The following is a 21140-nucleotide window of genomic DNA, read 5'->3' as shown; positions in this document are numbered from 1 at the left end:
AGATCATTCTGCACGAGCTGCCTCCTGCTTCGCCGCCTCGCAGATCGCGCACAGCGGTTGCTTCTGCAGCAGTGCCTGTCGCTGGGCAGAGATCAGCAGCTTGCCCGCCTTGTCCGCATCCGCCGGCTTGACCTGCCCCGGACGGATCGGCGCTGCCCCTGAGCCGATGCCTGGGCTGCCGCCTGAATTTACCTTGATCACCGGGCCCACCAGCGTTACGCCGCTGGCGTCGAGTTTCACGAAGCTGCCGGCGGCCTTGAAGGTCAGTTCGCTGCCGGCTTCGAGTACGACCTTCAGGCCGCTGGAGAGGTGGATTTCCTGGCCAGCTTCGACGAACTGCCCCGTACCGATCTTCACGTGCTGGCTGTTGCCCACGGTCAGGTGGTCGTTGGCGCGGACTTCGGTCTTGCGGTCGGCGTGGGTGGTGCGGTGTTCCTCGGCCTTGAACTCGCTATAGCTGTTCGCTTCGACCGTGTCGTGGCGCTCGTGACCGACGCGGATCTTCTGGTCGTGCTCGATGTTCTCGTCCCAGTCGCGCTGGGCGTGGACATAGATCTGCTCGGCGCCCTTGCGGTCTTCGATGCGCAGTTCGTTGTAGCCGCCGCCTCCCGGTGAGCTCAGGGTCTTGAACAGGGTGCGGGTCTTGTTCGCCGGCAGGTCATAGGGCACGGCATGCTCGGCGTGGTACAGGCAGCCGGTGACCAACGGTTGGTCGGGGTCGCCTTCGAGAAAGGTCACCAGCACTTCCATGCCGACCCGCGGGATGGCGATGCCGCCGTAGCGGTCGCCGGCCCAGCTACTGGAGACGCGCAGCCAGCAGCCGGTCTTGTCATCGGCCTGTCCCTCGCGATCCCAGTGGAACTGTACTTTCACCCGACCGTATTCGTCGCAGTGGATTTCTTCGCCAGCGGGGCCGGTGACCACCGCGGTTTGGCTGCCCAACACTTTGGGTTTTGGATGGCTCAGGACGGGACGGAAAGGAATATCCCAAGGCGTCGCAGTGAACCGGTTGCGATAGCCCTGGGTAAAACCGTCCCGCACCTGCGTGTCGCTGGTAACCGACTCCTCCAGCACCTGCGGTTGCTTGCCCTCGTGAACGACCTCGTTGAGCAGCCAGAGCTGATTCCAGTCGGCCCTTGGATGCTCGGTCAGCTCGAGGAAGTGACCGCTGACCAACAACGGCTGATCGCTTTCACCCTCGGCCCGTTCGTAATCGTGGCGATGGCGCTCGAGCGCCCGCTGGGCCAGATGCTTGCCGCGGCTGCGGTCGACGAAGCGGCCGGGGTAGTCGTAATCCTCCAGGTCCGGCTGGAACTCGCTCTGAAATGCCGCCTCCATCGTCAGCCTGGGCTTTTCGAAATCGTAGTCGCGATGGGTAACGCGGCTGGTGCGGGTTTCCATGCGCAGGCCGAAGCGCTTGACCACCGGCCGATCGGCGACCAGCCCCGAGCCCTGCTGATAGGCCACCGGCGACAGCGTCGGGAAGACCGTCTGGTCATCGCCGAACACCAGCAGGTGGCCGTCCGGGCTGTGCTGGAAGTGGTAGTGGATGCCTTCCTCTTCACAAAGCCGCTGGACGAAGTGCAGGTCGCTCTCGTCGTACTGCACGCAGTACTCACGCTCGGGGTAGACCACCGGGCCGAGGTCGAAGCGATGGCCGACGCCGGCGAGGATGCCGTGCTCCTCCAGCACCTGGGCGACGATCTGCGGCACGGTCAGGTGCTGGAAGATGCGCTGGTTGGTGCGGTGGGCGAGGTAGGCCAGCTGCGGCACCAGGGTCAGGCGATAGCGGGTCAGGCGCTTGCCGGAATCGCCCTGGGCGATGCGGTACACCTGCCCGTGAATGCCGCCGCCATGCGGGGCGAAGGCGAGGAAGGCCGGCTGGTGCAGCAGCGCTTCCAGCGCGAGGTCAGGGCGCTCGCTGACCAGTTCGACGTCGAAGGCGAAGGGCGTCGAGAGCGCTTCGCGACCGCGGAATTCGAGCACTTGCAAGTCGTGCTCGATGCCGGGCAGCTGCAAGCTGAAATGGGGGTGGTTGGCCGGGTTGAACATCCAGATTCCCTTTTGTCAGTCCATTGACGAAGGCGGCTCTTTTTACCGAGGTCTTCTGCGGCCCCGTGTGTTCTGGTCGCGTTTTGCCGCGAGCCAGTGCGTGGCATGAGACATACCGCACGCGCTGAAACGAAGCGGCCGGGTAAACCCCGGCCGCTGGCAAGCTCATCGCGATCAGACGATCGGGGCGCGCCAGTCGTCCGAGCCCGAAGTGCCGGAGACTTCGTGGGTCCAGACGATCTTGCGGTAGGTGAAGTAGACGTCTTCGAGGTGGGTGAAGTGCGCCATGTTCGGGTCCTGGCAGTTCGGCATGCGCGATTGCACGTCGACGATCACGGCGTCTTCCAGTTCGATGGTGAAGTAATGTTCCTGGGTGCCGGTCGACGAGGTGCGGTACCACTCCAGGCGGCACTTGGACAGGCGCTCACCCGAGGTCAGGGCATTGAAGATCAGCGGGGAGGACTTGTCGAAGACCTTGGTGATCATCAGCGGCTTGTGGACGCGCTGGCCGGTCGGCTGGCCGGATTGCGGGTCACGCGGGATGATGACCTGGTGCTGGAACGCCTGAACCAGAACCTGGTCTTCATGGCCTTCCTGGAAGATGTTACCGACCGAATCCTCGGTGAAGGTGCCAGCGGTGATCAGGCCCTGCTTTTGGCCTTCGATAGTCAGATACGCGGGTGTTGGCACGAGAGCTCTCCTTTGCCTTTGGTTGATAAGCCGTCGGTTGCGGCGCCTTATCTTCAGCAGAAGACATGCCAGTAATACTTATTCCTTAATAATCAACAAGTTAAGAATTTATTCTGGAAACCCTGCCCATGTCCTGCGGGGTTCTTCACGAAAGACTGCGCAACAGGCTGCGCACCTTCGGCAAGTTGTTGCGCAGGCAGGCTCAACGCTAGGAAATCGGCTTATACAGCGCTTGCCCACAGGATTATCCACAGGGCGTTGCGCAAGAACTGGCGCAGGTGACGCCGGCTGTAAACGGCTTGTGCAGCTACGTTGGCCTGGCCGCCGATCGGTGGCCTCGGGTCGCTCGCGACGTTAGACTCGATCTCCCGCCCAGCCCGCCTGTGAAGCCGCCCGATGCTCGAACAGTACGTCAAGAAAATCCTTACTTCGCGCGTCTATGACGTCGCGGTCGAAACCCCCTTGCAGCCTGCCCGGCAGCTGTCCGAGCGGCTCGACAACCAAATTCTGCTCAAGCGGGAAGACTTGCAGCCGGTGTTTTCCTTCAAGATTCGCGGCGCCTACAACAAGCTTGCACAGCTCTCGCCTGACGAGCTGTCGCGTGGTGTGGTAACGGCGTCGGCCGGCAATCATGCTCAGGGGTTGGCGCTGGCAGCGCGCGAGCTGGGTATCGAGGCGACCATCGTCATGCCCCGCACGACGCCCGAGCTGAAGGTGCAGGGCGTGCGTGCACGTGGTGGCAAGGTCGTCCTGCATGGCGATGCCTTTCCCGAGGCGCTGGCTCATTCGCTCAGGCTGGTCGAGCAGGAAGGCTATGCCTATATCCATCCGTACGATGACCCGGACGTGATCGCCGGGCAGGGCACCGTGGCGATGGAAATACTGCGCCAGCGGCAAGGCTCGATCGACGCGATCTTCGTGCCGGTGGGCGGGGGCGGGCTGATCGCGGGAATTGCCGCCTACATCAAGTACCTGCGGCCCGAGATCAAGGTGATCGGCGTCGAACCGGATGATTCCAACTGCCTTCAACAGGCGATGGCGGCCGGCGAGCGCGTGACGCTGCCGCAGGTGGGGCTGTTCGCCGATGGCGTTGCGGTGGCACAGATCGGCCAGCACACCTTCGAACTCTGCCAGAACCATGTCGACGAGGTCATCACGGTCAGCACCGACGAGATCTGTGCGGCGATCAAGGACATCTATGACGACACCCGCTCGATCACCGAGCCGGCGGGCGCGCTCGGCGTGGCGGGCATCAAGAAGTACGTCGAGCGCGAAGGCGCCAGCGGGCAGACGCTGATCGCGATCGACTCCGGCGCGAACATCAATTTCGACCGGCTGCGTCATGTGGCCGAGCGGGCGGAGCTGGGCGAGCGCCGCGAGGCGATCATCGCCGTGACCATTCCCGAGCAGCCGGGCAGCTTCAAGGCCTTCTGCGAGGCCATCGGCAAGCGGCAGATCACCGAGTTCAACTACCGTTACCACACCGACCGGGAGGCGCACATCTTCGTCGGCGTGCAAACCCACCCGGAACACGATCCGCGCGCGGCGCTGGTGGCCAGCCTGCGCGATCAGGGGTTCCCGGTGCTCGACCTCACCGACAACGAGCTGGCCAAGCTGCACATCCGCCATATGGTGGGTGGCCATTCGGCGCGGGTCGATCAGGAGATGGTGCTGCGTTTCGAATTCCCCGAACGCCCCGGCGCGCTGTTCAATTTCCTCAACCGCCTGGGCGGTCGCTGGAACATCACCATGTTCCATTACCGCAACCACGGCGCGGCCGACGGTCGTGTGGTCGCGGGGCTGCAGGTACCGGACGATGAGCGCCACCTGGTACCGGCGGCGCTCGAGGCCATCGGCTACCGCTACTGGGACGAGAGCGACAACCCGGCTTATCGGCTGTTCCTCGGCTGACCGATGCGAATCCTGCTGGTAGGCGCCAGTGGATTCATCGGAAGCCGGCTGCTGCATGCCCTGCAGATGGCAGGCCACGAGGTGGTGGCCACGTCGCGCAGTGGAACCGGCCCCACGCTGCCATCGGTGCGCTGGTCGAGGCTGGATCTGGCCGAGCTGGCCGGCGGTACGCAGGGCTTCGTCTGGCCGGACGTCGAGCTGCTGATCAACGCGGCGGGCGTGCTCGATACGCATGCCGCGCGCGTCGAGCAGGTGCAGTTTCAGGGCCCGCGCGCGCTCTTCGAGCTGGCGGCCAAACACGGTGCGGCGGTGATGCAGCTCTCCGCGCTGGGCGCCGGGGAACATCCCGAGGTTCCGTTCCTGGCCAGCAAGGCCCGTGCGGACGCCTTTCTTCTCGGCCTCGGCATCCCTGCCGTGGTGCTCAGGCCCTCGGTGGTGGTCGGTGAAGGGGGCGCGAGCAGTGGCTGGCTCGCGGGGCTTACGCCCTGGCCGATCATTCCGGTGTTCGATCGACAGGCACGGCTACAGCCCCTGCATGTCGACGATCTTCTCGCGGCGATGCTGGCGCTGATTCGCCAATGGCCTGTGGCGCCGGGTGTGATTCCGGTGGTCGGGCCTGACGCGATGACCCTGCCCGGCCTCATCGACCGGCTACGCGCGCACCAGGGCTGGGGCCCGGCGCGTTACCTCGGCATTCCACACTCCCTGGCCCGACTGGGCGCCCGTATGGGTGACCGCTTGGGCTGGCGGGCCTTGAACACTCAGCTGCTTCGGCTGGCCCGGCACGATAACCTCGGCTCGGCCCAGCTACTTGCCGAAGCCTGTGGCTACCGGCCTGCGTCGGTCGAGGCGCGCCTCCACGGCTGGCCTCGGCGCACCGCCAGCGTCACCCAGGCGATGCGGCCGGTTCTGATTGCAGCGTTGGTGCTGGTCTGGCTCGGTACGGCCGTCGTGTGTCTTGGCCCCGGATACGCCTGGGGCTTGGCGATCATGGCCGAAATAGGGGTGAGTGGCGGGCTGGCTGCCTTCGCAGTCGTCAGCGGTGCCCTGCTCGACGCGCTATTGGGGATCGGGCTGCTGCTCGGCCGCTGGCGTCGCCGGGCATTGCAGGCGCAGATGGTCCTCATGCTGACCTACATGACGATCCTTGCCGTCGCGCTTCCTCGCTACTGGGTCGATCCTTTCGGCTCGGTATTGAAGAACCTCGTCCTGCTGGCAGCGTCCCTCTGGCTACTCTGGACGGAGCCTGCAACAAGGCGGGTGGACCGATGAGCCTGTATCTGCTGATCAAGACGCTGCACATCCTGTCGGCCACCGTGCTGTTCGGCACAGGCCTGGGCTCGGCGTACTACAGCCTGCGAGCCTGGATGACCGGGCGCGTCGAGGTGATCGCGGTGACGTTCCGCCATCTGGTGTTCGCCGACTGGGTGTTCACGGCCACGACCGCCGTTTTCCAGCCCTTGTCAGGGCTGGCCTTGGCGCACCTGGCCGGTTTCCCGCTGAACCAGCCGTGGCTGATCTGGAGCCTTGCGCTATATGTGCTGGCCGGCGCCTGCTGGCTGCCGGTGGTGTGGCTTCAGATACGCATCCACAGGCTCGCCGAACAGGCCCTGCGCGATGGCACGCCGTTGCCGGCTGCGGCGCATCGCTACATGCGCTGGTGGTTCGTGCTGGGCTGGCCGGCGTTCGGCGCGTTCGTGGTGATCTTCTACCTGATGGTCGCCAAAGGCGCCGCCTGAGGCGGTCGGCCAGGCACATCAGCGTAGCGAGATCACCTGCCAGCCGCGGGCTTCGGCAATCTGCCGCAGGGTCGGGTCCGGGTCGACCGCGACGGGATGACTGACGCGCTCCAGCAGCGGCAGGTCGTTGCGCGAATCGCTATAGAAGTAGCTGCCTTCCAGGCTGTGTCCCGTTTCCTCGAGCCAGCGTTCCAGGCGAGCGACCTTGCCTTCCTGAAAGCAGGGAATGTCCGTCATGCGGCCGGTATAGCGCCCGTCGAGCATCTCGCATTCGGTCGCCAGCAGGATGTCGACACCCAGGCGCGCGGCGATCGGCGCGGTGATGAAGCGATTGGTGGCCGTGATGATCACCACCTGGTCGCCCTGTTCATGATGCCGGCGAACCAGGGCCTCGCCCTTGGCCAGGACCATGGGTTCGACGAAATCGCGCATGAACTCGGCGTGCCAGGCAGCGAGCTGTTCGGGTTCGCTGCGGCCGAGCGGCTCCTGGCAGAAATCCTGGTAGGCGCGCACGTCGAGGGTGCCGGCGAGGTAATCCTGATAGAACCCATCGTTGCGCGCGCGGTAGGCCTCGGCGTCGACGAGCCCGCGGTCGCACAGAAAGGTGCCCCAGGCGTGGTCGCTGTCACCCGCGAGCAGGGTGTTGTCCAGGTCGAATAATGCCAGGCGCACGGCGTGTTTCCTCGGTCGAAAGGGGAGCGCCAGCATACCCGTTCGGGCGCGTGCGCGGCAGCCGGCAGGGCCGGCCTGGCCCGTGGCTGCAGGCCGCGCCGAGCGGTCTTTCTCCGCGCTTTCGAGGCTGCGTCTTTTTGTGGAACAATGCCGCGACATGCGTTTGCGAGGTTGTAGCGGTGATCGATTCCGATGGTTTTCGCCCGAATGTCGGCATCATCCTGACCAACGATGTCGGCCAAGTGCTGTGGGCGCGGCGGATCAATCAGGATGCGTGGCAGTTTCCGCAAGGCGGCATCAACGCACGCGAGACGCCGGAAGAGGCGCTTTTTCGGGAATTGAACGAGGAAGTCGGGCTGGAACCGCCGGATGTGCGCATCCTGGCCTGCACCCGCGGCTGGTTGCGTTATCGCCTGCCGCAGCGGCTGGTGCGGACTCACAGCCAGCCGTTGTGCATCGGGCAGAAGCAGAAGTGGTTCCTGCTGCGCCTGGTTTCCGATGAGCAGCGGGTACGCCTGAACCTGACCGGCAAGCCGGAGTTCGACGGCTGGCGCTGGGTCAGCTACTGGTACCCGCTCGGCCAGGTCGTCACCTTCAAGCGCGAGGTCTATCGTCGCGCCTTAAAAGAACTCGCCCCGCGCCTGCTGGCGCGGGACTGACGGGAGAACGCCTCTGAGCATGCTCGGCACGCTGCGCAAGATCGTCCAGGAAGTCAACGCCGCGAAGGACCTCAAGGCGGCGTTGAACATCATTGTGCAGAGAGTCAAAGAGGCGATGGGCAGCCAGGTCTGCTCGGTCTACCTGCTCGACCCGGAGAGCGGCCGCTTCGTGCTGATGGCGACCGAGGGCCTGAACAAGAAGGCCATCGGCAAGGTCAGCATGTCGCCCAACGAAGGCCTGGTCGGCCTGGTGGGCAGCCGCGAAGAGCCGCTGAATCTCGAGCACGCATCCGAGCATCCCCGTTATCGCTACTTCGCCGAGACCGGCGAGGAACGCTACGCCTCCTTCCTCGGCGCGCCGATCATCCACCATCGCCGGGTAATGGGCGTGCTGGTCATCCAGCAGAAGGAGCGCCGCCAGTTCGACGGAGGCGAGGAAGCCTTCCTGGTGACGATGAGCGCCCAGCTCGCCGGCGTCATCGCGCATGCCGAGGCGACCGGTTCCATCCGCGGCCTCGGGCGGCAGGGCAAGGGCATCCAGGAGGCGCGCTTCGTCGGTGTACCGGGATCGCCAGGTGCGGCGGTCGGGACCGCGCTCGTGGTGCTGCCGCCGGCCGACCTCGATGTGGTCCCGGACAAGCCCATCGATGACATCGATGCCGAGCTGGTGCTGTTCGAGAACGCGCTAGCCTCGGTGCGCGCCGACATGCGCGAGCTGTCCGACCGGCTGGTCAACCACATGCGCCCCGAGGAGCGGGCGCTGTTCGATGTCTATCTGATGATGCTCGACGACTCGGCGCTCGGCGGCGAGGTGCGCAAGGTCATCCGTACCGGGCAATGGGCGCAGGGCGCGCTGCGCCAGGTAGTGAAGGACCACATCAACCGCTTCGAGCTGATGGACGACGCCTACCTGCGCGAGCGCGCCTCGGACGTCAAGGACCTCGGCCGCCGCCTGCTCGCGTACTTGCAGCAGGCCCGCCAGCAGGCGCTGGTCTATCCAGACCAGACCATCCTGGTCAGCGAGGAACTGTCCCCGTCGATGCTGGCCGAGGTGCCGGAAGGCAAGCTCAAGGGCCTGGTATCGGTGCTCGGATCGGGCAACTCTCACGTCGCCATCCTGGCGCGCGCGATGGGCGTGCCGACGGTGATGGGCGTGGTGGACCTGCCGTACTCGAAGGTCGATGGCATCCAGCTGATCGTCGACGGCTATCGCGGCGAGATCATCACCAACCCCGGCAGCGTGTTGAGCGAGCAGTACAAGGCCCTCGTCGAGCAGGAGCGCCAGCTGTCGCAGGGGCTGGACGTGCAGCGCGGCCTGCCGTGCGAGACGCCGGATGGCCACCGCTTGCCCTTGTGGGTCAACACCGGGCTGCTGGCCGACGTGGTGCGCGCCCAGGAGCGCGGCGCCGAAGGGGTCGGGCTGTACCGCACCGAAGTGCCGTTCATGATCAAGGACCGCTTCCCCAGCGAAAAGGAGCAGCTGGCGATCTATCGCGAGCAGTTGCAGGCCTTCCACCCGCTCCCCGTGACGATGCGGACGCTGGACGTCGGCGGCGACAAGTCGCTCTCGTACTTCCCGATCAAGGAAGAGAATCCGTTCCTCGGCTGGCGCGGGATCCGCGTGACGCTCGATCACCCGGAGATTTTCCTGGTGCAGACCCGCGCCATGCTCAAGGCCAGCGAAGGGTTGAACAACCTGCGCATCCTGCTGCCGATGATCTCCGGCCTGCAGGAACTGGAAGAGGCCCTGCACCTGATTCACCGGGCCTATGGCGAGGTGCGCGACGAGGGTACCGATGTCGAGATGCCGCCGGTTGGCGTGATGATCGAAATACCCGCCGCGGTCTACCAGACCCGCGAGCTGGTGCGTCAGGTCGACTTCCTCTCGGTGGGCTCGAACGATCTGACGCAATACCTGCTGGCCGTGGACCGCAACAATCCGCGCGTCGCCGACCTCTACGATTACCTCCATCCCGCCGTGCTGCAGGCGTTGCAGCGCGTGGTGACGGACGCGCATGCCGAGGGCAAGCCGGTCAGCATCTGCGGCGAGATGGCCGGCGACCCGGCGGCGGCCGTGCTGCTGATGGCGATGGGTTATGACAGCCTGTCTATGAACGCGACCAACCTGCCGAAGGTGAAATGGCTGTTGCGCCAGATGCCGATGACCACCGCGCGTGAATTGCTCGACAAGGTCATGCGCATCGACAGTCCGCACGTGATTCATAGCGTCTTGCAGCTGTCGCTGAGCAAGCTGGGCCTGACGCGGATGATCAATCCGGCCGCTGCCGTGAAGGGCTGAGGCTACAAGCGGGTTTCACCGAGCGGGATACCATTCGGACCGAAGCGGCGCTCCAGCCCCTCGAAACGGCCCTCGGCATCGCGCCGCAAGACCAGGCTGGAGCGTGTGCCGTACAGCGGTCCGGCGATGAAGATGCTGGACAGCACGCGCTCCCAATCGACCGTGACCCCGGTTTGCGGCAACTGCCCGTCGGCCGCTTGCTGCCGGTCCGCCAGCAGCGCCAGCAGCCGATCGTCGGTCGGATCGTTCAGGGCGTCTTCCAGCCCGGCGCGGGCTTGCACGAGCTTAGGCCAGGGCGTGTCGAGGCGCGCATTGCACAGGCCGTACAGCCCGGGCTCAAGGGGCCGTGGCACGCCTTCTTCGGAATTGAAGTAGCACAGGGTGTCGCGGTCGCCGACCAGCAGATTGAAACCCGCATAGCGGCGGGTCTGGTCGACCAGATCGGCGAGGTAGTCGGCCGGCGACAGGTTGCCACGCAGGAACCGCTCGGGCAGCTCGCCGCGCGAGCGTTCACCCGGCGCTCGTGCCGGGCCACGGACGTTGGTCACCGTCGCGAAACGCCCGTCGTCGTCGATGCCCAGCCAGGTCCCGCCCGCTTCCAGGTCGCGGCCGGCGCGTATGGACGGCGCGTCCTCCCAGCGAGCGAGAGGGACGGTCGGGCGGGCGTGGAATTCGTCACGGTTGCTGGCGACCACCAGCGGCATGTCATGGCCCGGTCGCCAGGCGAATACGATCAGGCACATGGGCTGTCTCGTTCGGCTCGGTCCTGGCAGGCTAGCGGCCGGATGCCAGCACGGCAAGCGCCGGGTGCCGCGCCGGGTCACGCTTTTTTCGGCTACCATGCCGGCTTCTTTTTTACCGGGGGACGGCTCATGGAGTTTCTGCTTTACCTGGTCCTCGGTGCCTGTGCCGGTGTGCTGGCCGGGCTCTTCGGCGTCGGTGGCGGCCTGATCATCGTGCCGGTGCTGGTCATCAGCTTCACGGCGCAGGGCGTCGACCCCTCGGTGCTGACCCACCTGGCGGTGGGGACCTCGCTTGCCACCATCGTCTTCACCTCGATCAACTCGGTGCGCGAGCACCACCGCAAGGGCGCCGTGCGCTGGTCGCTGTTCGTCTGGCTGACCCTCGGCATCGTCGGCGGCACGGCCATCGGCGCATTCACCGCGTCGACCATCCAGGGCCCCATGTTGCAGAAGATCATCGGCGTGTTCGCCATCGTCATGGCGGTGCAGATGGCGCTGGACTACAAGCCCAAGGCCAGTCGCGACGTACCCGGAAAGCCGGGCCTGACCGTCGCGGGCGTGGTCATCGGCTGGGCCTCGGCGATCTTCGGCATCGGCGGCGGCTCGCTGACCGTGCCGTTCCTGACCTGGCGCAGCGTGCCGATGCAGCAGGCGGTCGCCACCTCGTCGGCGACCGGTATGCCGATCGCGCTGTTCGGCGCGCTGAGCTTTCTCTACCTCGGCTGGGGCCACGACGATCTGCCCGAGTGGAGCCTGGGTTACGTCTACCTGCCGGCGATGGTCGGCATCGCACTGACCAGCATGTTCTTCGCCCGTTTCGGTGCGCGACTGGCCCATCGCCTGTCGCCCCGCGTGCTCAAGCGTCTGTTCGCCTTGCTGCTGCTGGGCGTCGGTCTCAACTTCCTGATCTGAGGAACCTCGATGCTGCCCTACCCGAACATCGATCCGGTCGCCGTTTCGCTGGGACCCTTGCAGATTCACTGGTACGGCCTGATGTACCTCATCGGCATTGGCGGCGCCTGGTGGCTGGCGGCGCGGCGGCTGCATGCGTTCGACCCGAGCTGGAGCCGCGAGAAGCTCTCCGACCTGGTGTTCTGGGTGGCGATGGGCGTGATCGTCGGCGGGCGCCTCGGCTACGTGCTGTTCTACGACCTGGCTGCCTATGTCAACGACCCGACGCTGATCTTCCAGGTGTGGAAGGGCGGCATGTCCTTCCATGGCGGCCTGCTCGGCGTGCTGTTGTGCACCTGGATTTTCGCCCGACGCAACGGCAAGTCCTTCTTCGAGCTGATGGATTTCATCGCGCCGTTCGTGCCGATCGGCCTGGGCGCCGGTCGGATCGGCAACTTCATCAACGCCGAGCTGTGGGGCAAGGCCACCGACCTGCCGTGGGCGATGATCTTCCCGACCGATCCCTCGCAGCTGCCGCGGCACCCGTCGCAGCTCTACCAGTTCGCGCTCGAAGGCGTCGCGCTGTTCCTGATCCTGTGGGTCTATTCGAGCAAGCCGCGCCCGACGATGGCCGTCTCCGGGCTGTTCGCCGTCTGCTACGGCGTGTTCCGCTTCATCGTCGAGTTCGTCCGCGTACCGGACCCGCAGCTCGGCTACCTGGCGTTCGGCTGGCTGACGATGGGTCAGCTGCTGTGCCTGCCCATGATCTTCGGAGGGGCCGCCATGATGGTCTGGGCCTATCGTCACAACCCACGGCGGGCGGTCGCCTGATGGCGATCGCGGCCGTTCATCACCGGAACGACCGATGAAACAGTACCTCGACCTCATGCGCCACGTGCGCGAGCACGGCACCTTCAAGAGCGACCGCACCGGCACCGGGACCTACTCGGTATTCGGCTACCAGATGCGCTTCGACCTGGCCGACGGCTTCCCGCTGGTCACGACCAAGAAGTGCCACCTCAAATCCATCATTCACGAGCTGCTGTGGTTCCTGAAGGGCGAGACCAACATCCGCTATCTGAAGGAAAATGGCGTCTCGATCTGGGACGAATGGGCGGACGAGCAGGGCGAGCTCGGCCCCGTCTACGGCTACCAGTGGCGCAGCTGGCCGGCGCCGAACGGCGAGTCGATCGACCAGATCGCCAAGCTCGTCGAGATGATCAAGAAGAACCCGGATTCGCGCCGGCTGATCGTCTCGGCCTGGAACCCGGCCCTGGTCGACCAGATGGCGCTGCCGCCGTGCCATGCGCTGTTCCAGTTCTATGTCGCCGACGGCAAGCTCTCCTGCCAGCTGTACCAGCGCTCGGCGGACATCTTCCTCGGCGTGCCCTTCAACATCGCCAGCTACGCGCTGCTGACCTTGATGGTGGCGCAGGTCTGCGACCTGGCGCCGGGCGAGTTCATCTGGACGGGTGGCGACTGTCATCTCTACGCCAACCACCTCGAGCAGACCGACCTCCAGCTCTCGCGCCAGCCACTGCCGCTGCCGACGATGAAGCTGAACCCGGACGTGAAGGACCTGTTCGCCTTCCGCTTCGAGGATTTCGAACTGGTCGGCTACCAGGCCCACCCGCACATCAAGGCGCCGGTCGCGGTTTGATCGTTCACGCCTCGCCGAGCTGCTGCGCCAGGTAGTCGATCAAGACGCGCATGCTCGGCGGCAGCTGGCGGTTCGGGCGCCACAGCAGCCAGGCGGCGCCCTGGTAGGAGCCTGTGTAGCGCCAGTCGCCGAGCACCGTCCTGAGCGCGCCGGAGGCCAGCGCTTCGGCGGCGGTGAAGTGCGGCAGGCAGGTGATGCCGAAGCCCTCGCACGCCAGCAACAGCCGCGCTTCGCTGTGATTGCAGGCATAGCGCCCCCTGACCGCCACCACCTGCTGTTCGCCGTCGCGGCTGAAATGCCAGCGGTGGTCGTCCGCCGTTTCGGCGAGGAACAGGCAGCTGTGCCGTAACAGGTCTTGCGGATGGCGCGGCTCGCCGCGTTCGGCGAGATAGGCCGGGCTGGCGCAAAGCAGCTGGCGCACCTGGGTGATCGGTCGACCGGCCAGGCCTTCCGGTGGGCGGTCGCCGACCTGGATCACCAGGTCGAAGCGCTCGGCGATCAGGTCCGGCAGCTGGTCGCTCAGGCGCACTTCCAGATCCACATCCGGGTAGCGGCGCAGAAACCCCGGTAGCAGCGGGTTGATCATGAAGCGGCCGAGCGCCTTTGGCACGCTCAGCCGCACGCGCCCCTGCGGGCTTTGCATCATCCGCTCACCCACGGCCACCGCCGCCTGCGCCGCCTGCACCAGCTCGCGGGCATGGCGATAGACCTCTTCGCCGGCATCGGTCAGGCGCAGCTTGCGGGTGGTGCGTTCCAGCAGGCGCAGCGACAGGTGCCGCTCCAGCCGTGCGATCTGGCGGCTGACGGCGGACGCCGTGCTGCCGAGCTGGCGCGCCGCTTCGGAAAAGCTGCCGCTCTCCACGACGCGCACGAGCACGGCCAGCCCCGGCAAGAGCGTAGTGCTTTCGTCTGTTCCCATTGCGCACAAGTCCTTTTCCAGAGCGCTGGATTATCGCGGTGCAGGCAAGGTACGACAATGTACGCAGCGACCTTTCCTGCGGAGTGTGAGATGGCATCGATTGGAACCCGACAGGCCGCCGAGCTGGCGCTGCTCCTGGTGGCGATCGTCTGGGGCAGCAGCTATGCGGTGGCCAAGCAGGCGCTGGCCTTCTACCCGGTGCTGGGGTTCATCGCGGCACGCTTTGGCCTGACCTTCCTGCTCTTGCTGCCGACGTTGCGCGGGCAGGGGCGGGCAGCCCTGCGGCCGGGCTTGCCGCTCGGTGCGCTGCTGCTGGCGATCTTCCTCTGTGAAACCTACGGCGTGCTGCTGACCACGGCGAGCAACGCGGCCTTTCTCATCAGTACCTGCGTGCTGCTCACGCCGCTGGTCGAGTGGCTGGTGTTCGGGCGTCGCCCGCGCGCCCTGTTGATGCTGGCGTGCGGCGTGGCGGTCCTCGGCGTATGGCTGCTCACCGGTGGCGTGGTCGTCAGCCTCGGACTCGGTGATGGCCTGATGCTGGGCGCAGCGCTGCTGCGGGCGTTTTTCGTCTGCATGACCCAGCGGCTCATGGCGGGGCGGCAAATTTCTGCGCTGGCGCTGACCGCGGTGCAGAGCGGTTTCGTCGCCACCGGCTGCCTGACGCTCGGCTTGCTGTTGCCGGGCGGGCTGCCCCTGCCACCGGCGAGCGGCGCCTTCTGGCTGGCGGTGATCTACCTGGTGGTGTTCGCCACGCTGCTGGCCTTCTTCGCGCAGAATTTCGCGCTGCGCCACAGCAGCGCGACCCGGGTCTCGATGCTGATGGGCACCGAGCCCTTGTTCGGCGCGCTGTTCGCCTCGCTCTGGCTGGATGAGCGGCTTGGCTGGCTCGGCTGGGTCGGCGGCGTCTTGCTGGTGCTGGCTTCGCTCTGGGCTGTGCGATTGACGACGCCGGTCGAGCCACAGCCCGAGGACTCGCCACCGCAGCGGCCCGAAGTGTTGGAATTGGCCTGAGCGAAAAGCGCGCGGCCGGCCCGCATCGCCGCCCTGTCACCGAATGCCGTATAGACTCGGTCAGTCCGAACAGAAGGGAGCCAAGGCATGCGACGGGTCGTGTTCAATCAGAAGGGGGGTGTCGGCAAGTCGAGCATCGCCTGCAACCTGGCCGCCGTGAGCGCCGCGCAGGGGTATCGCACGTTGCTGATCGACCTCGACGCCCAGGGGAATTCCAGCCACTACCTGACGGGACTGACCGGCGATGACCTGCCGACCGGCATCGCCGATTTCTTCAAGCAGGTGCTCGCCGGCGGCGCGGCCGGCAAGAAGGCCCGGCCACCGATCAGCGAGACCCGTTTCGACAACCTTCACCTGATCGCCGCGACCGCCGAGCTGGCGGACCTGCAACCCAAGCTCGAAGCCAAGCACAAGATCAACAAGCTGAAGAAGTTGCTCGATGGCCTCGCCGGGGACTACGAGCGCATCTACCTGGACACGCCGCCGGCGCTGAACTTCTTCACCGTCTCGGCCTTGATCGCCGCCGACCGCTGCCTGATTCCGTTCGATTGCGACAGCTTCTCCCGTCAGGCGCTGTACAGCCTGCTCGATGAGATCGAGGAGTTGCAGGAGGACCACAACGAGGCCCTGGTGGTCGAGGGCATCGTGGTCAACCAGTTCCAGCCGCGCGCCGCGCTACCGCAACAGATGATCGACGAGCTGTTCGCCGAAGGCCTGCCGGTGTTGCCGGTATACCTGATGAGCTCGGTGCGCATGCGCGAGTCGCACCAGGTCTGCATGCCGCTGATTCATTTCGATCCGCGGCACAAGCTGACCCAGCAGTTCGTCGATCTGCACGGCCACCTCGAAGGCGCCGCATGATCGGCTGTGTCCCGGCACAACGCTGAAGTGCCGGGACTCGCCAGGCCGGCCAGGCGTGGCGAGTGGCCCGGTCAGCTACGCGGCGGCTCGTCCTCGGCGCAGTGCTCGGTCTTCGGCTGGCTCAGCCGGCGCCCCAGCCGCGACGCATAGAACTCGCCGATCACGCCGCGGCGGAAGACCAGCACGCAGACCATGAAGATCACGCCGGTCACCAGCGTCACCGGCAGCTGCGAGGTCGCGAAGTAGTTGCTCAGCGTGGTGACGAAGGCGGCGCCGAAGATCGGCCCGATCAGCGTGCCGATACCGCCGAGCAGCGTCATCAGCACCACCTCGCCGGACATGTGCCAGCTCACGTCGGTGAGCGTCGCGAACTGGAAGACGATCGCCTTCAGCCCGCCGGCGAGCCCGGTGAGCGCCGCGGACATCACGAATGCCGCCAGCTTGTAGCGGCGCACCGAATAGCCGAGGGAAATGGCGCGGCTCTCGTTCTCGCGCACCGACTTGAGGATCATCCCGAACGGCGAGTTGACGATGCGCCAGATCGCCAGCAGACCGAGCAGGAACACCGCCAGCACGAAGAAGTACATGTTCATCGACTCGGACAGGTCGATCAGCCCGAACAGATGGCCGCGCGGCACGCCCTGGATGCCGTCCTCGCCGTGGGTGAAGGGCGCTTGCAGGCAGAAGAAGAAAAACATCTGCGCCAGGGCGAGGGTGATCATCGTCGAGTAGATGCCCTGCCGGCGGATGGCCAGGAACCCGATCACCAGGCCCAGCACGGCCGCGCCCGCCACCCCGACGAGGATGCCGAGCTCGGGCGTCAGGCCCCATTCCTTGACCGCATGCGCGGTGAAATAGGCCGCGCCTCCGAAGAAGGCGGCATGGCCGAACGAGAGGATGCCGGTGTAGCCGAGCAGCAGGTTGAAGGCGCAGGCGAACAGCGCGAAGCACAGCACCTTCATCAGGAACACCGGGTAGACGTACAGCGGCGCCAGCACCAGTGCGAGCACGCCAAGGGCGATCAGCACGGTTTCGGCGTTGATCGCCTTGCGGCGGCGTGAGCGGGTGGTCGTGGTCATGATCGCGGCCATGTCAGGCCTCCCTCCCCATCAGACCTGCCGGGCGGACCAGCAGGATGATCGCCATGATGACGAAAATGACGATGTTCGACGCCTCGGGGTAGAACACCTTGGTCAGCCCTTCGAGGATGCCGAGCATGTAGCCGGTGATGATCGCGCCGAGGATCGAGCCCATGCCGCCGACCACCACCACCGCGAAGACGACGATGATCAGGTTGGTGCCCATCAGCGGGCTGACCTGGTAGATCGGCGCGGCGAGGATGCCGGCGAAGCCCGCGAGGCCGGCACCCAGCCCGTAGGTGAGCGTCAGCAGCAGCGGCACGTTGATGCCGAAGGCGCGCACCAGCGTGGGGTTCTCCTTCGCCGCGCGCAGGTAGGCGCCGAGCCGCGTCTTCTCGATCAGCAGCCAGGTGCCGATGCAGACGATCAGCGAGGCCACCACCACCCAGCCGCGGTACTTGGGCAGGAACATGAAGCCCAGGTTGTAGCCGCCCGACAGCGCCTCCGGCGTGGCGTAGGGCTTGCCCGACGCGCCGAACCAGTAGCGGAACGCCCCTTCCAGCACCAGCGCCAGCCCGAAGGTGAAGAGCAGGCCGTAGAGGTGATCGAGGTCGTACAGGCGCGACAGGGCGAGTCGTTCGACCAGCATGCCCGCCAGCCCCACCACCAGCGGCGCCAGCAGCAGCGCCGGCCAGTAACCGATGCCGAACCAGGTCAGCAGCAGGTAGCCGACGAAGGCGCCGACCATGTACTGCGCGCCGTGGGCGAAGTTGATGACGTTCAGCAGGCCGAAGATGATCGCCAGCCCGAGGCTGAGCATGGCGTAGAACGAGCCGTTGATCAGGCCGATCAACAGCTGGCCGAGAAAGGCCTGGATGGGAATATCGAAGATCATGCTCAGACTCCCAGCGCTTCGTTGAGCGCCGCCATGCGGTCGGGCAGCTGGTCGACGTGGAAGCTGTCGATGACCTGCCCGTGATCGATCACATAGAAGCGGTCGGCGACCTTGCTGGCGAAGCGGAAGTTCTGCTCCACCAGCAGGATGGTCATGCCGCGCGCCTTGAGCGTTTGCAGCACCTCGCCGATGCGCTGAACGATCACCGGCGCCAGCCCTTCGGTGGGCTCGTCGAGCAGCAGCAGCCGCGCGCCGGTACGCAGGATGCGGGCGATCGCCAGCATCTGCTGTTCGCCGCCGGAAAGCTTGGTGCCGGGGCTGTGGCGCCTCGCCTCCAGGTTGGGGAACAGCGTGTAGATTTCCTCGACCGACATGCCGCCTTCGGCGACCACTGGCGGCAGGGTGAGGTTTTCCTCGACCGAGAGGTTGGCGAAGATGCCGCGCTCTTCCGGCACGAAGCCGAGCCCGACATGGGCGGCCTTGTGCAGCGGCACCGGCATCATGTCCTTGCCGTCGAAGACGATGCTGCCGGTGCGCTTTTGCAGGATGCCCATGATCGCGCGCAGGGTGGTGGTCTTGCCGACGCCGTTGCGGCCGAGCAGCGTCACCGTCTCGCCCTGCTTCACGTCGAGGTCGATGCCGTGCAGCGCATGGCTTTCGCCGTACCAGGCGTTGAGCCCGCGTACCTGGAGCAGTGCCGTGGCGTCAGTCATGGTCGGTCCCCATGTAGGCTTCGCGCACGCGCGGGTCTTCGCTGACGCTGCGGTAGTCGCCGGAGGTGAGGATTTCCCCGTGCTGCAGCACCGTGACTTCATCGCAGAGGTCGGCCACCACCTTGAGGTTGTGCTCGACCATCAGCACCGCGCGCGTGGCGGCCACCTCGCGAACCAGCGCGGCGACCACCTCGACGTCCTCGTGGCCCATGCCGGCCATGGGTTCGTCGAGCAGCAGCACCTTGGGGTCGAGCGCCAGCGTGGTGGCGATTTCCAGCACCCGCTTGCGACCGTAGGACAGGTCGGCGGCGGGGCAGTCGTGAGCGTCCTGCAGGCCGACCGTTTCGATCAGCTGCATGGCGCGCTCGTTCAGGCGGTCCAGGCTGCGCAGCGGCAGCCAGAACTGCGTGGCCAGCCCGGCCGGTCGCTGCAGTGCGACGCGCACGTTCTCCAGCACCGTCAGGTGCGGGAACACCGCCGATATCTGGAACGAGCGCACCAGGCCCATCCGCGCTACCTTCGCCGGGTCGGTCCGGGTGATGTCGCGATCGAGCAGGCGGATGGTCCCGGCGGTGGGCTGGAGAAACTTGGTCAGCAGGTTGAAGACCGTCGTCTTGCCCGCGCCGTTGGGGCCGATCAGGGCGTGGACGCGCGCATGGCGCACGTCCAGGTCGACCTTGTTCACCGCGACGAAGCCGCCGAACGCGCGGCACAGCCCGCGCGCCGAGAGCACCACCGGCGCCTCGGCCGGCGCGGCGGCCGTCAGTTCATGTGCCGCGCCGCTCATGGCTTGGCCAGGTCGCAGCCGCTCTGGGCCGGGTCGATGTACGCCTCGGCGCCCGGCACCGTCGCCAGGACCTTGTAGTAGTCCCACGGCTCCTTGCTCTCTTCGGGCGTCTTCACCTCCATCAGGTAGACGTCGCTGATCAGCCGCCCGTTGGCGCCCACCTTGGCCCCGCGTGCGAAGAAGTCGTCGACCGGCATCTCGTGCATCACCTGGGCGACCGGCTTGGTGGCGTCGGTGCCGGCCTTCTCGATGGCTTTGAGGTATTGCAGCACGCCCGAGTAGGTCCCGGCATGGACCATGTTCGGCATGCGCCCGGTGCGCTCATAGAAGCGCTTGCCGAATTCGCGCGAGGCCTCGTCGCGGTTCCAGTAGAAGCTCTCGGTCAGGGTCAGCCCCTGGGCGGCCTCGAGCCCCAGGCCGTGCACTTCCGACAGGGTGAACAGCAGCGCGGCGAGGCGCTGGCCGCTGGCGACGATGCCGAACTCGGCCGCCTGCTTGATCGCGTTGGCGGTATCGAGCCCGGCGTTGGCCAGCCCGACCACCTCGGCACCGCTGGCCTGCGCCTGGAGCAGGAACGAGGAGAAATCGTTGGTGCCCAGCGGATGGCGGACGGACCCGAGGACCTCGCCGCCTTTCTGCTTCACGAAGTCGCTGGTCTGATCCTCCAGCGAGTAGCCGAAGGCGTAGTCGGCGGTCAGGAAGTACCAGGTGTCGCCACCCTGGGACACCAGCGCACCGCCGGTACCGACCGCCAGCGCGTGGGTGTCGTACGCCCAGTGGAAGCCATAGGGCGAGCATTGTTCACCGGTCAGTTCGGTCGTCGCCGCGCCGGTCACCAGGTCGATCTTTTCCTTCTGCTCGCTGATGTTGCGCACCGCCAGCGCCACCGACGAGGTGGTCAGCTCCATGATGGAGTCGACCTGCTCGGTGTCGTACCACTTGCGCGCGATGTTCGAGGCGATGTCCGGCTTGTTCTGGTGGTCGGCGTCGATGATCTCGATCGGCGCACCCAGCACCTTGCCGCCGAAGTCCTCGGCCGCCATTTTCGCGGCTTCCACCGACCACTTGCCGCCGAAGTCGGCATACACGCCGGACTGGTCGTTGAGGATGCCGATCTTCACCTTGCCATCGGAAATTTCCGCGGCGCCGGCCGGGAGCGTGGCGGCGGCCAGGACGGCCATTGCGATTGCTGAACGCTTCATGCGTTTCTCCTCCTTGGGGACGAAGCCGCAACGGCCGGCCGGATAGGTCGGTCTGTGCGGACGGAACGATGGATTGACGGACCGTGAACGCCGGCGGCGGATGACCGCGCGGCGAGTGTCTGGGCGTACAGGAATGCCGGCGCCGAGGCGGCGGCGGGGCGAACAAGCGGTGAGAAAAGGCTTTCGGCCGTCGGACCGAAGCATTCGGCGCGCGGCAGCGAGGGGCGGGCAGTGCGGATCGGGTCCTGACTGCGGGGCATGGGGTCGCTCTTGTTCTTATCGTTATACGACTAAACGTAGCAGGGGATCGGCAGCCGGCAACCGCGACCCACGCAGAGCGTTCGGTTATCGCCTACA

General features: G+C 66.1%; 20 protein-coding genes. 10 read left to right on the top strand and 10 right to left on the bottom strand.

Annotation, left to right across the window (positions count from 1 at the left end; translation table 11 throughout):
* Positions 1-3: 3 nt before the first annotated feature.
* Entirely contained in the window at positions 4-2052 is a 2049-nt protein-coding gene (locus tag D7325_RS07515; protein ID WP_120994930.1) for a type VI secretion system Vgr family protein, read from the bottom strand.
* A gap of 174 nt (positions 2053-2226) precedes the next feature.
* Entirely contained in the window at positions 2227-2742 is a 516-nt protein-coding gene (locus tag D7325_RS07510; RefSeq protein WP_120994929.1) for an Hcp family type VI secretion system effector, read from the bottom strand.
* Positions 2743-3138: 396 nt separating this feature from the next.
* Between D7325_RS07510 and ilvA the strand changes: the two genes are divergently transcribed.
* From ilvA to D7325_RS07495, 3 genes are read left to right on the top strand one after another with little or no spacing between them, the layout of a single operon-like run.
* On the top strand, positions 3139-4653 hold the full coding sequence (ilvA, locus tag D7325_RS07505; RefSeq protein WP_120994928.1) for a threonine ammonia-lyase, biosynthetic: 1515 nt from the start codon (positions 3139-3141) through the stop codon (positions 4651-4653).
* A 3-nt stretch (positions 4654-4656) separates the two neighbouring features.
* Complete coding sequence (locus D7325_RS07500) at positions 4657-5925, top strand: SDR family oxidoreductase (RefSeq protein ID WP_120994927.1); 1269 nt, start codon at positions 4657-4659, stop codon at positions 5923-5925.
* Positions 5922-6392, top strand: a complete 471-nt coding sequence (locus tag D7325_RS07495) for a DUF2269 family protein (RefSeq protein ID WP_120994926.1) — start codon at positions 5922-5924, stop codon at positions 6390-6392. Before D7325_RS07500 ends, D7325_RS07495 begins: the two co-directional genes overlap by 4 nt.
* 18 nt (positions 6393-6410) lie before the next feature.
* On the opposite strand, the gene D7325_RS07490 is transcribed toward D7325_RS07495, so the two are convergent.
* On the bottom strand, positions 6411-7064 hold the full coding sequence (locus tag D7325_RS07490; protein ID WP_120994925.1) for a histidinol-phosphatase: 654 nt from the start codon (positions 7062-7064) through the stop codon (positions 6411-6413).
* A 179-nt stretch (positions 7065-7243) separates the two neighbouring features.
* On the opposite strand from D7325_RS07490, the gene D7325_RS07485 reads away from it, so the two are divergent.
* Complete coding sequence (locus D7325_RS07485) at positions 7244-7723, top strand: RNA pyrophosphohydrolase (RefSeq protein WP_120994924.1); 480 nt, start codon at positions 7244-7246, stop codon at positions 7721-7723.
* Between the two features lie 19 nt (positions 7724-7742).
* Positions 7743-10022 (top strand): phosphoenolpyruvate--protein phosphotransferase, encoded by a 2280-nt coding sequence (gene ptsP, locus D7325_RS07480; RefSeq protein WP_120994923.1) that lies wholly within the window; start codon positions 7743-7745, stop codon positions 10020-10022.
* 2 nt (positions 10023-10024) lie between these two features.
* Here ptsP and D7325_RS07475 read toward each other — a convergent pair whose 3' ends face one another.
* Positions 10025-10765 (bottom strand): NRDE family protein, encoded by a 741-nt coding sequence (locus D7325_RS07475; protein ID WP_120994922.1) that lies wholly within the window; start codon positions 10763-10765, stop codon positions 10025-10027.
* A 129-nt stretch (positions 10766-10894) separates the two neighbouring features.
* On the opposite strand from D7325_RS07475, the gene D7325_RS07470 reads away from it, so the two are divergent.
* From D7325_RS07470 to D7325_RS07460, 3 genes are read left to right on the top strand one after another with little or no spacing between them, the layout of a single operon-like run.
* Positions 10895-11677, top strand: a complete 783-nt coding sequence (locus tag D7325_RS07470) for a sulfite exporter TauE/SafE family protein (protein WP_120994921.1) — start codon at positions 10895-10897, stop codon at positions 11675-11677.
* Between the two features lie 9 nt (positions 11678-11686).
* Entirely contained in the window at positions 11687-12487 is an 801-nt protein-coding gene (gene lgt / locus D7325_RS07465) for a prolipoprotein diacylglyceryl transferase (protein ID WP_120994920.1), read from the top strand.
* A gap of 34 nt (positions 12488-12521) precedes the next feature.
* A complete protein-coding gene (locus tag D7325_RS07460) occupies positions 12522-13316 on the top strand; it encodes a thymidylate synthase (RefSeq protein ID WP_120994919.1) in 795 nt (264 codons plus the stop codon).
* A 4-nt stretch (positions 13317-13320) separates the two neighbouring features.
* Here the strand turns inward: D7325_RS07460 and D7325_RS07455 are convergent, their stop codons facing one another.
* Complete coding sequence (locus tag D7325_RS07455) at positions 13321-14235, bottom strand: LysR family transcriptional regulator (RefSeq protein WP_120994918.1); 915 nt, start codon at positions 14233-14235, stop codon at positions 13321-13323.
* Positions 14236-14325: 90 nt separating this feature from the next.
* Here D7325_RS07455 and D7325_RS07450 point away from each other — a divergent pair, with 90 nt between their 5' ends.
* Both D7325_RS07450 and D7325_RS07445 read left to right on the top strand, forming a co-directional pair.
* Positions 14326-15246 carry a DMT family transporter gene (locus tag D7325_RS07450; RefSeq protein ID WP_120994917.1) on the top strand — a complete coding sequence of 307 codons (921 nt, stop codon included), beginning with the start codon at positions 14326-14328 and terminating at the stop codon, positions 15244-15246.
* 87 nt (positions 15247-15333) lie between these two features.
* A complete protein-coding gene (locus D7325_RS07445; RefSeq protein ID WP_120994916.1) occupies positions 15334-16107 on the top strand; it encodes a ParA family protein in 774 nt (257 codons plus the stop codon).
* Positions 16108-16178: 71 nt separating this feature from the next.
* Here D7325_RS07445 and D7325_RS07440 read toward each other — a convergent pair whose 3' ends face one another.
* Genes D7325_RS07440 through D7325_RS07420 form a run of 5 tightly spaced genes read right to left on the bottom strand, consistent with a single transcriptional unit; the run spans position 16179 to position 20783 of the window.
* On the bottom strand, positions 16179-17198 hold the full coding sequence (locus tag D7325_RS07440; RefSeq protein WP_425452272.1) for a branched-chain amino acid ABC transporter permease: 1020 nt from the start codon (positions 17196-17198) through the stop codon (positions 16179-16181).
* Position 17199: 1 nt separating this feature from the next.
* Positions 17200-18087, bottom strand: a complete 888-nt coding sequence (locus D7325_RS07435) for a branched-chain amino acid ABC transporter permease (protein ID WP_120994915.1) — start codon at positions 18085-18087, stop codon at positions 17200-17202.
* A complete protein-coding gene (locus tag D7325_RS07430) occupies positions 18084-18794 on the bottom strand; it encodes an ABC transporter ATP-binding protein (RefSeq protein ID WP_120994914.1) in 711 nt (236 codons plus the stop codon). Before D7325_RS07430 ends, D7325_RS07435 begins: the two co-directional genes overlap by 4 nt.
* Positions 18787-19581: an ABC transporter ATP-binding protein gene (locus D7325_RS07425; RefSeq protein WP_120994913.1), complete on the bottom strand. Its 795-nt coding sequence runs from the start codon at positions 19579-19581 to the stop codon at positions 18787-18789. The genes D7325_RS07430 and D7325_RS07425 overlap by 8 nt, the downstream gene beginning before the upstream one ends.
* Positions 19578-20783: an ABC transporter substrate-binding protein gene (locus tag D7325_RS07420; RefSeq protein ID WP_120994912.1), complete on the bottom strand. Its 1206-nt coding sequence runs from the start codon at positions 20781-20783 to the stop codon at positions 19578-19580. Before D7325_RS07420 ends, D7325_RS07425 begins: the two co-directional genes overlap by 4 nt.
* Positions 20784-21140 lie beyond the last annotated feature (357 nt).

This window comes from Stutzerimonas urumqiensis, from assembly GCF_003640395.1.
GTDB classification, from domain to species: domain Bacteria; phylum Pseudomonadota; class Gammaproteobacteria; order Pseudomonadales; family Pseudomonadaceae; genus Stutzerimonas; species Stutzerimonas urumqiensis.
Note: the sequence above shows the minus strand (reverse complement) of the source record. Positions and strands in the feature narration are given on the sequence as shown.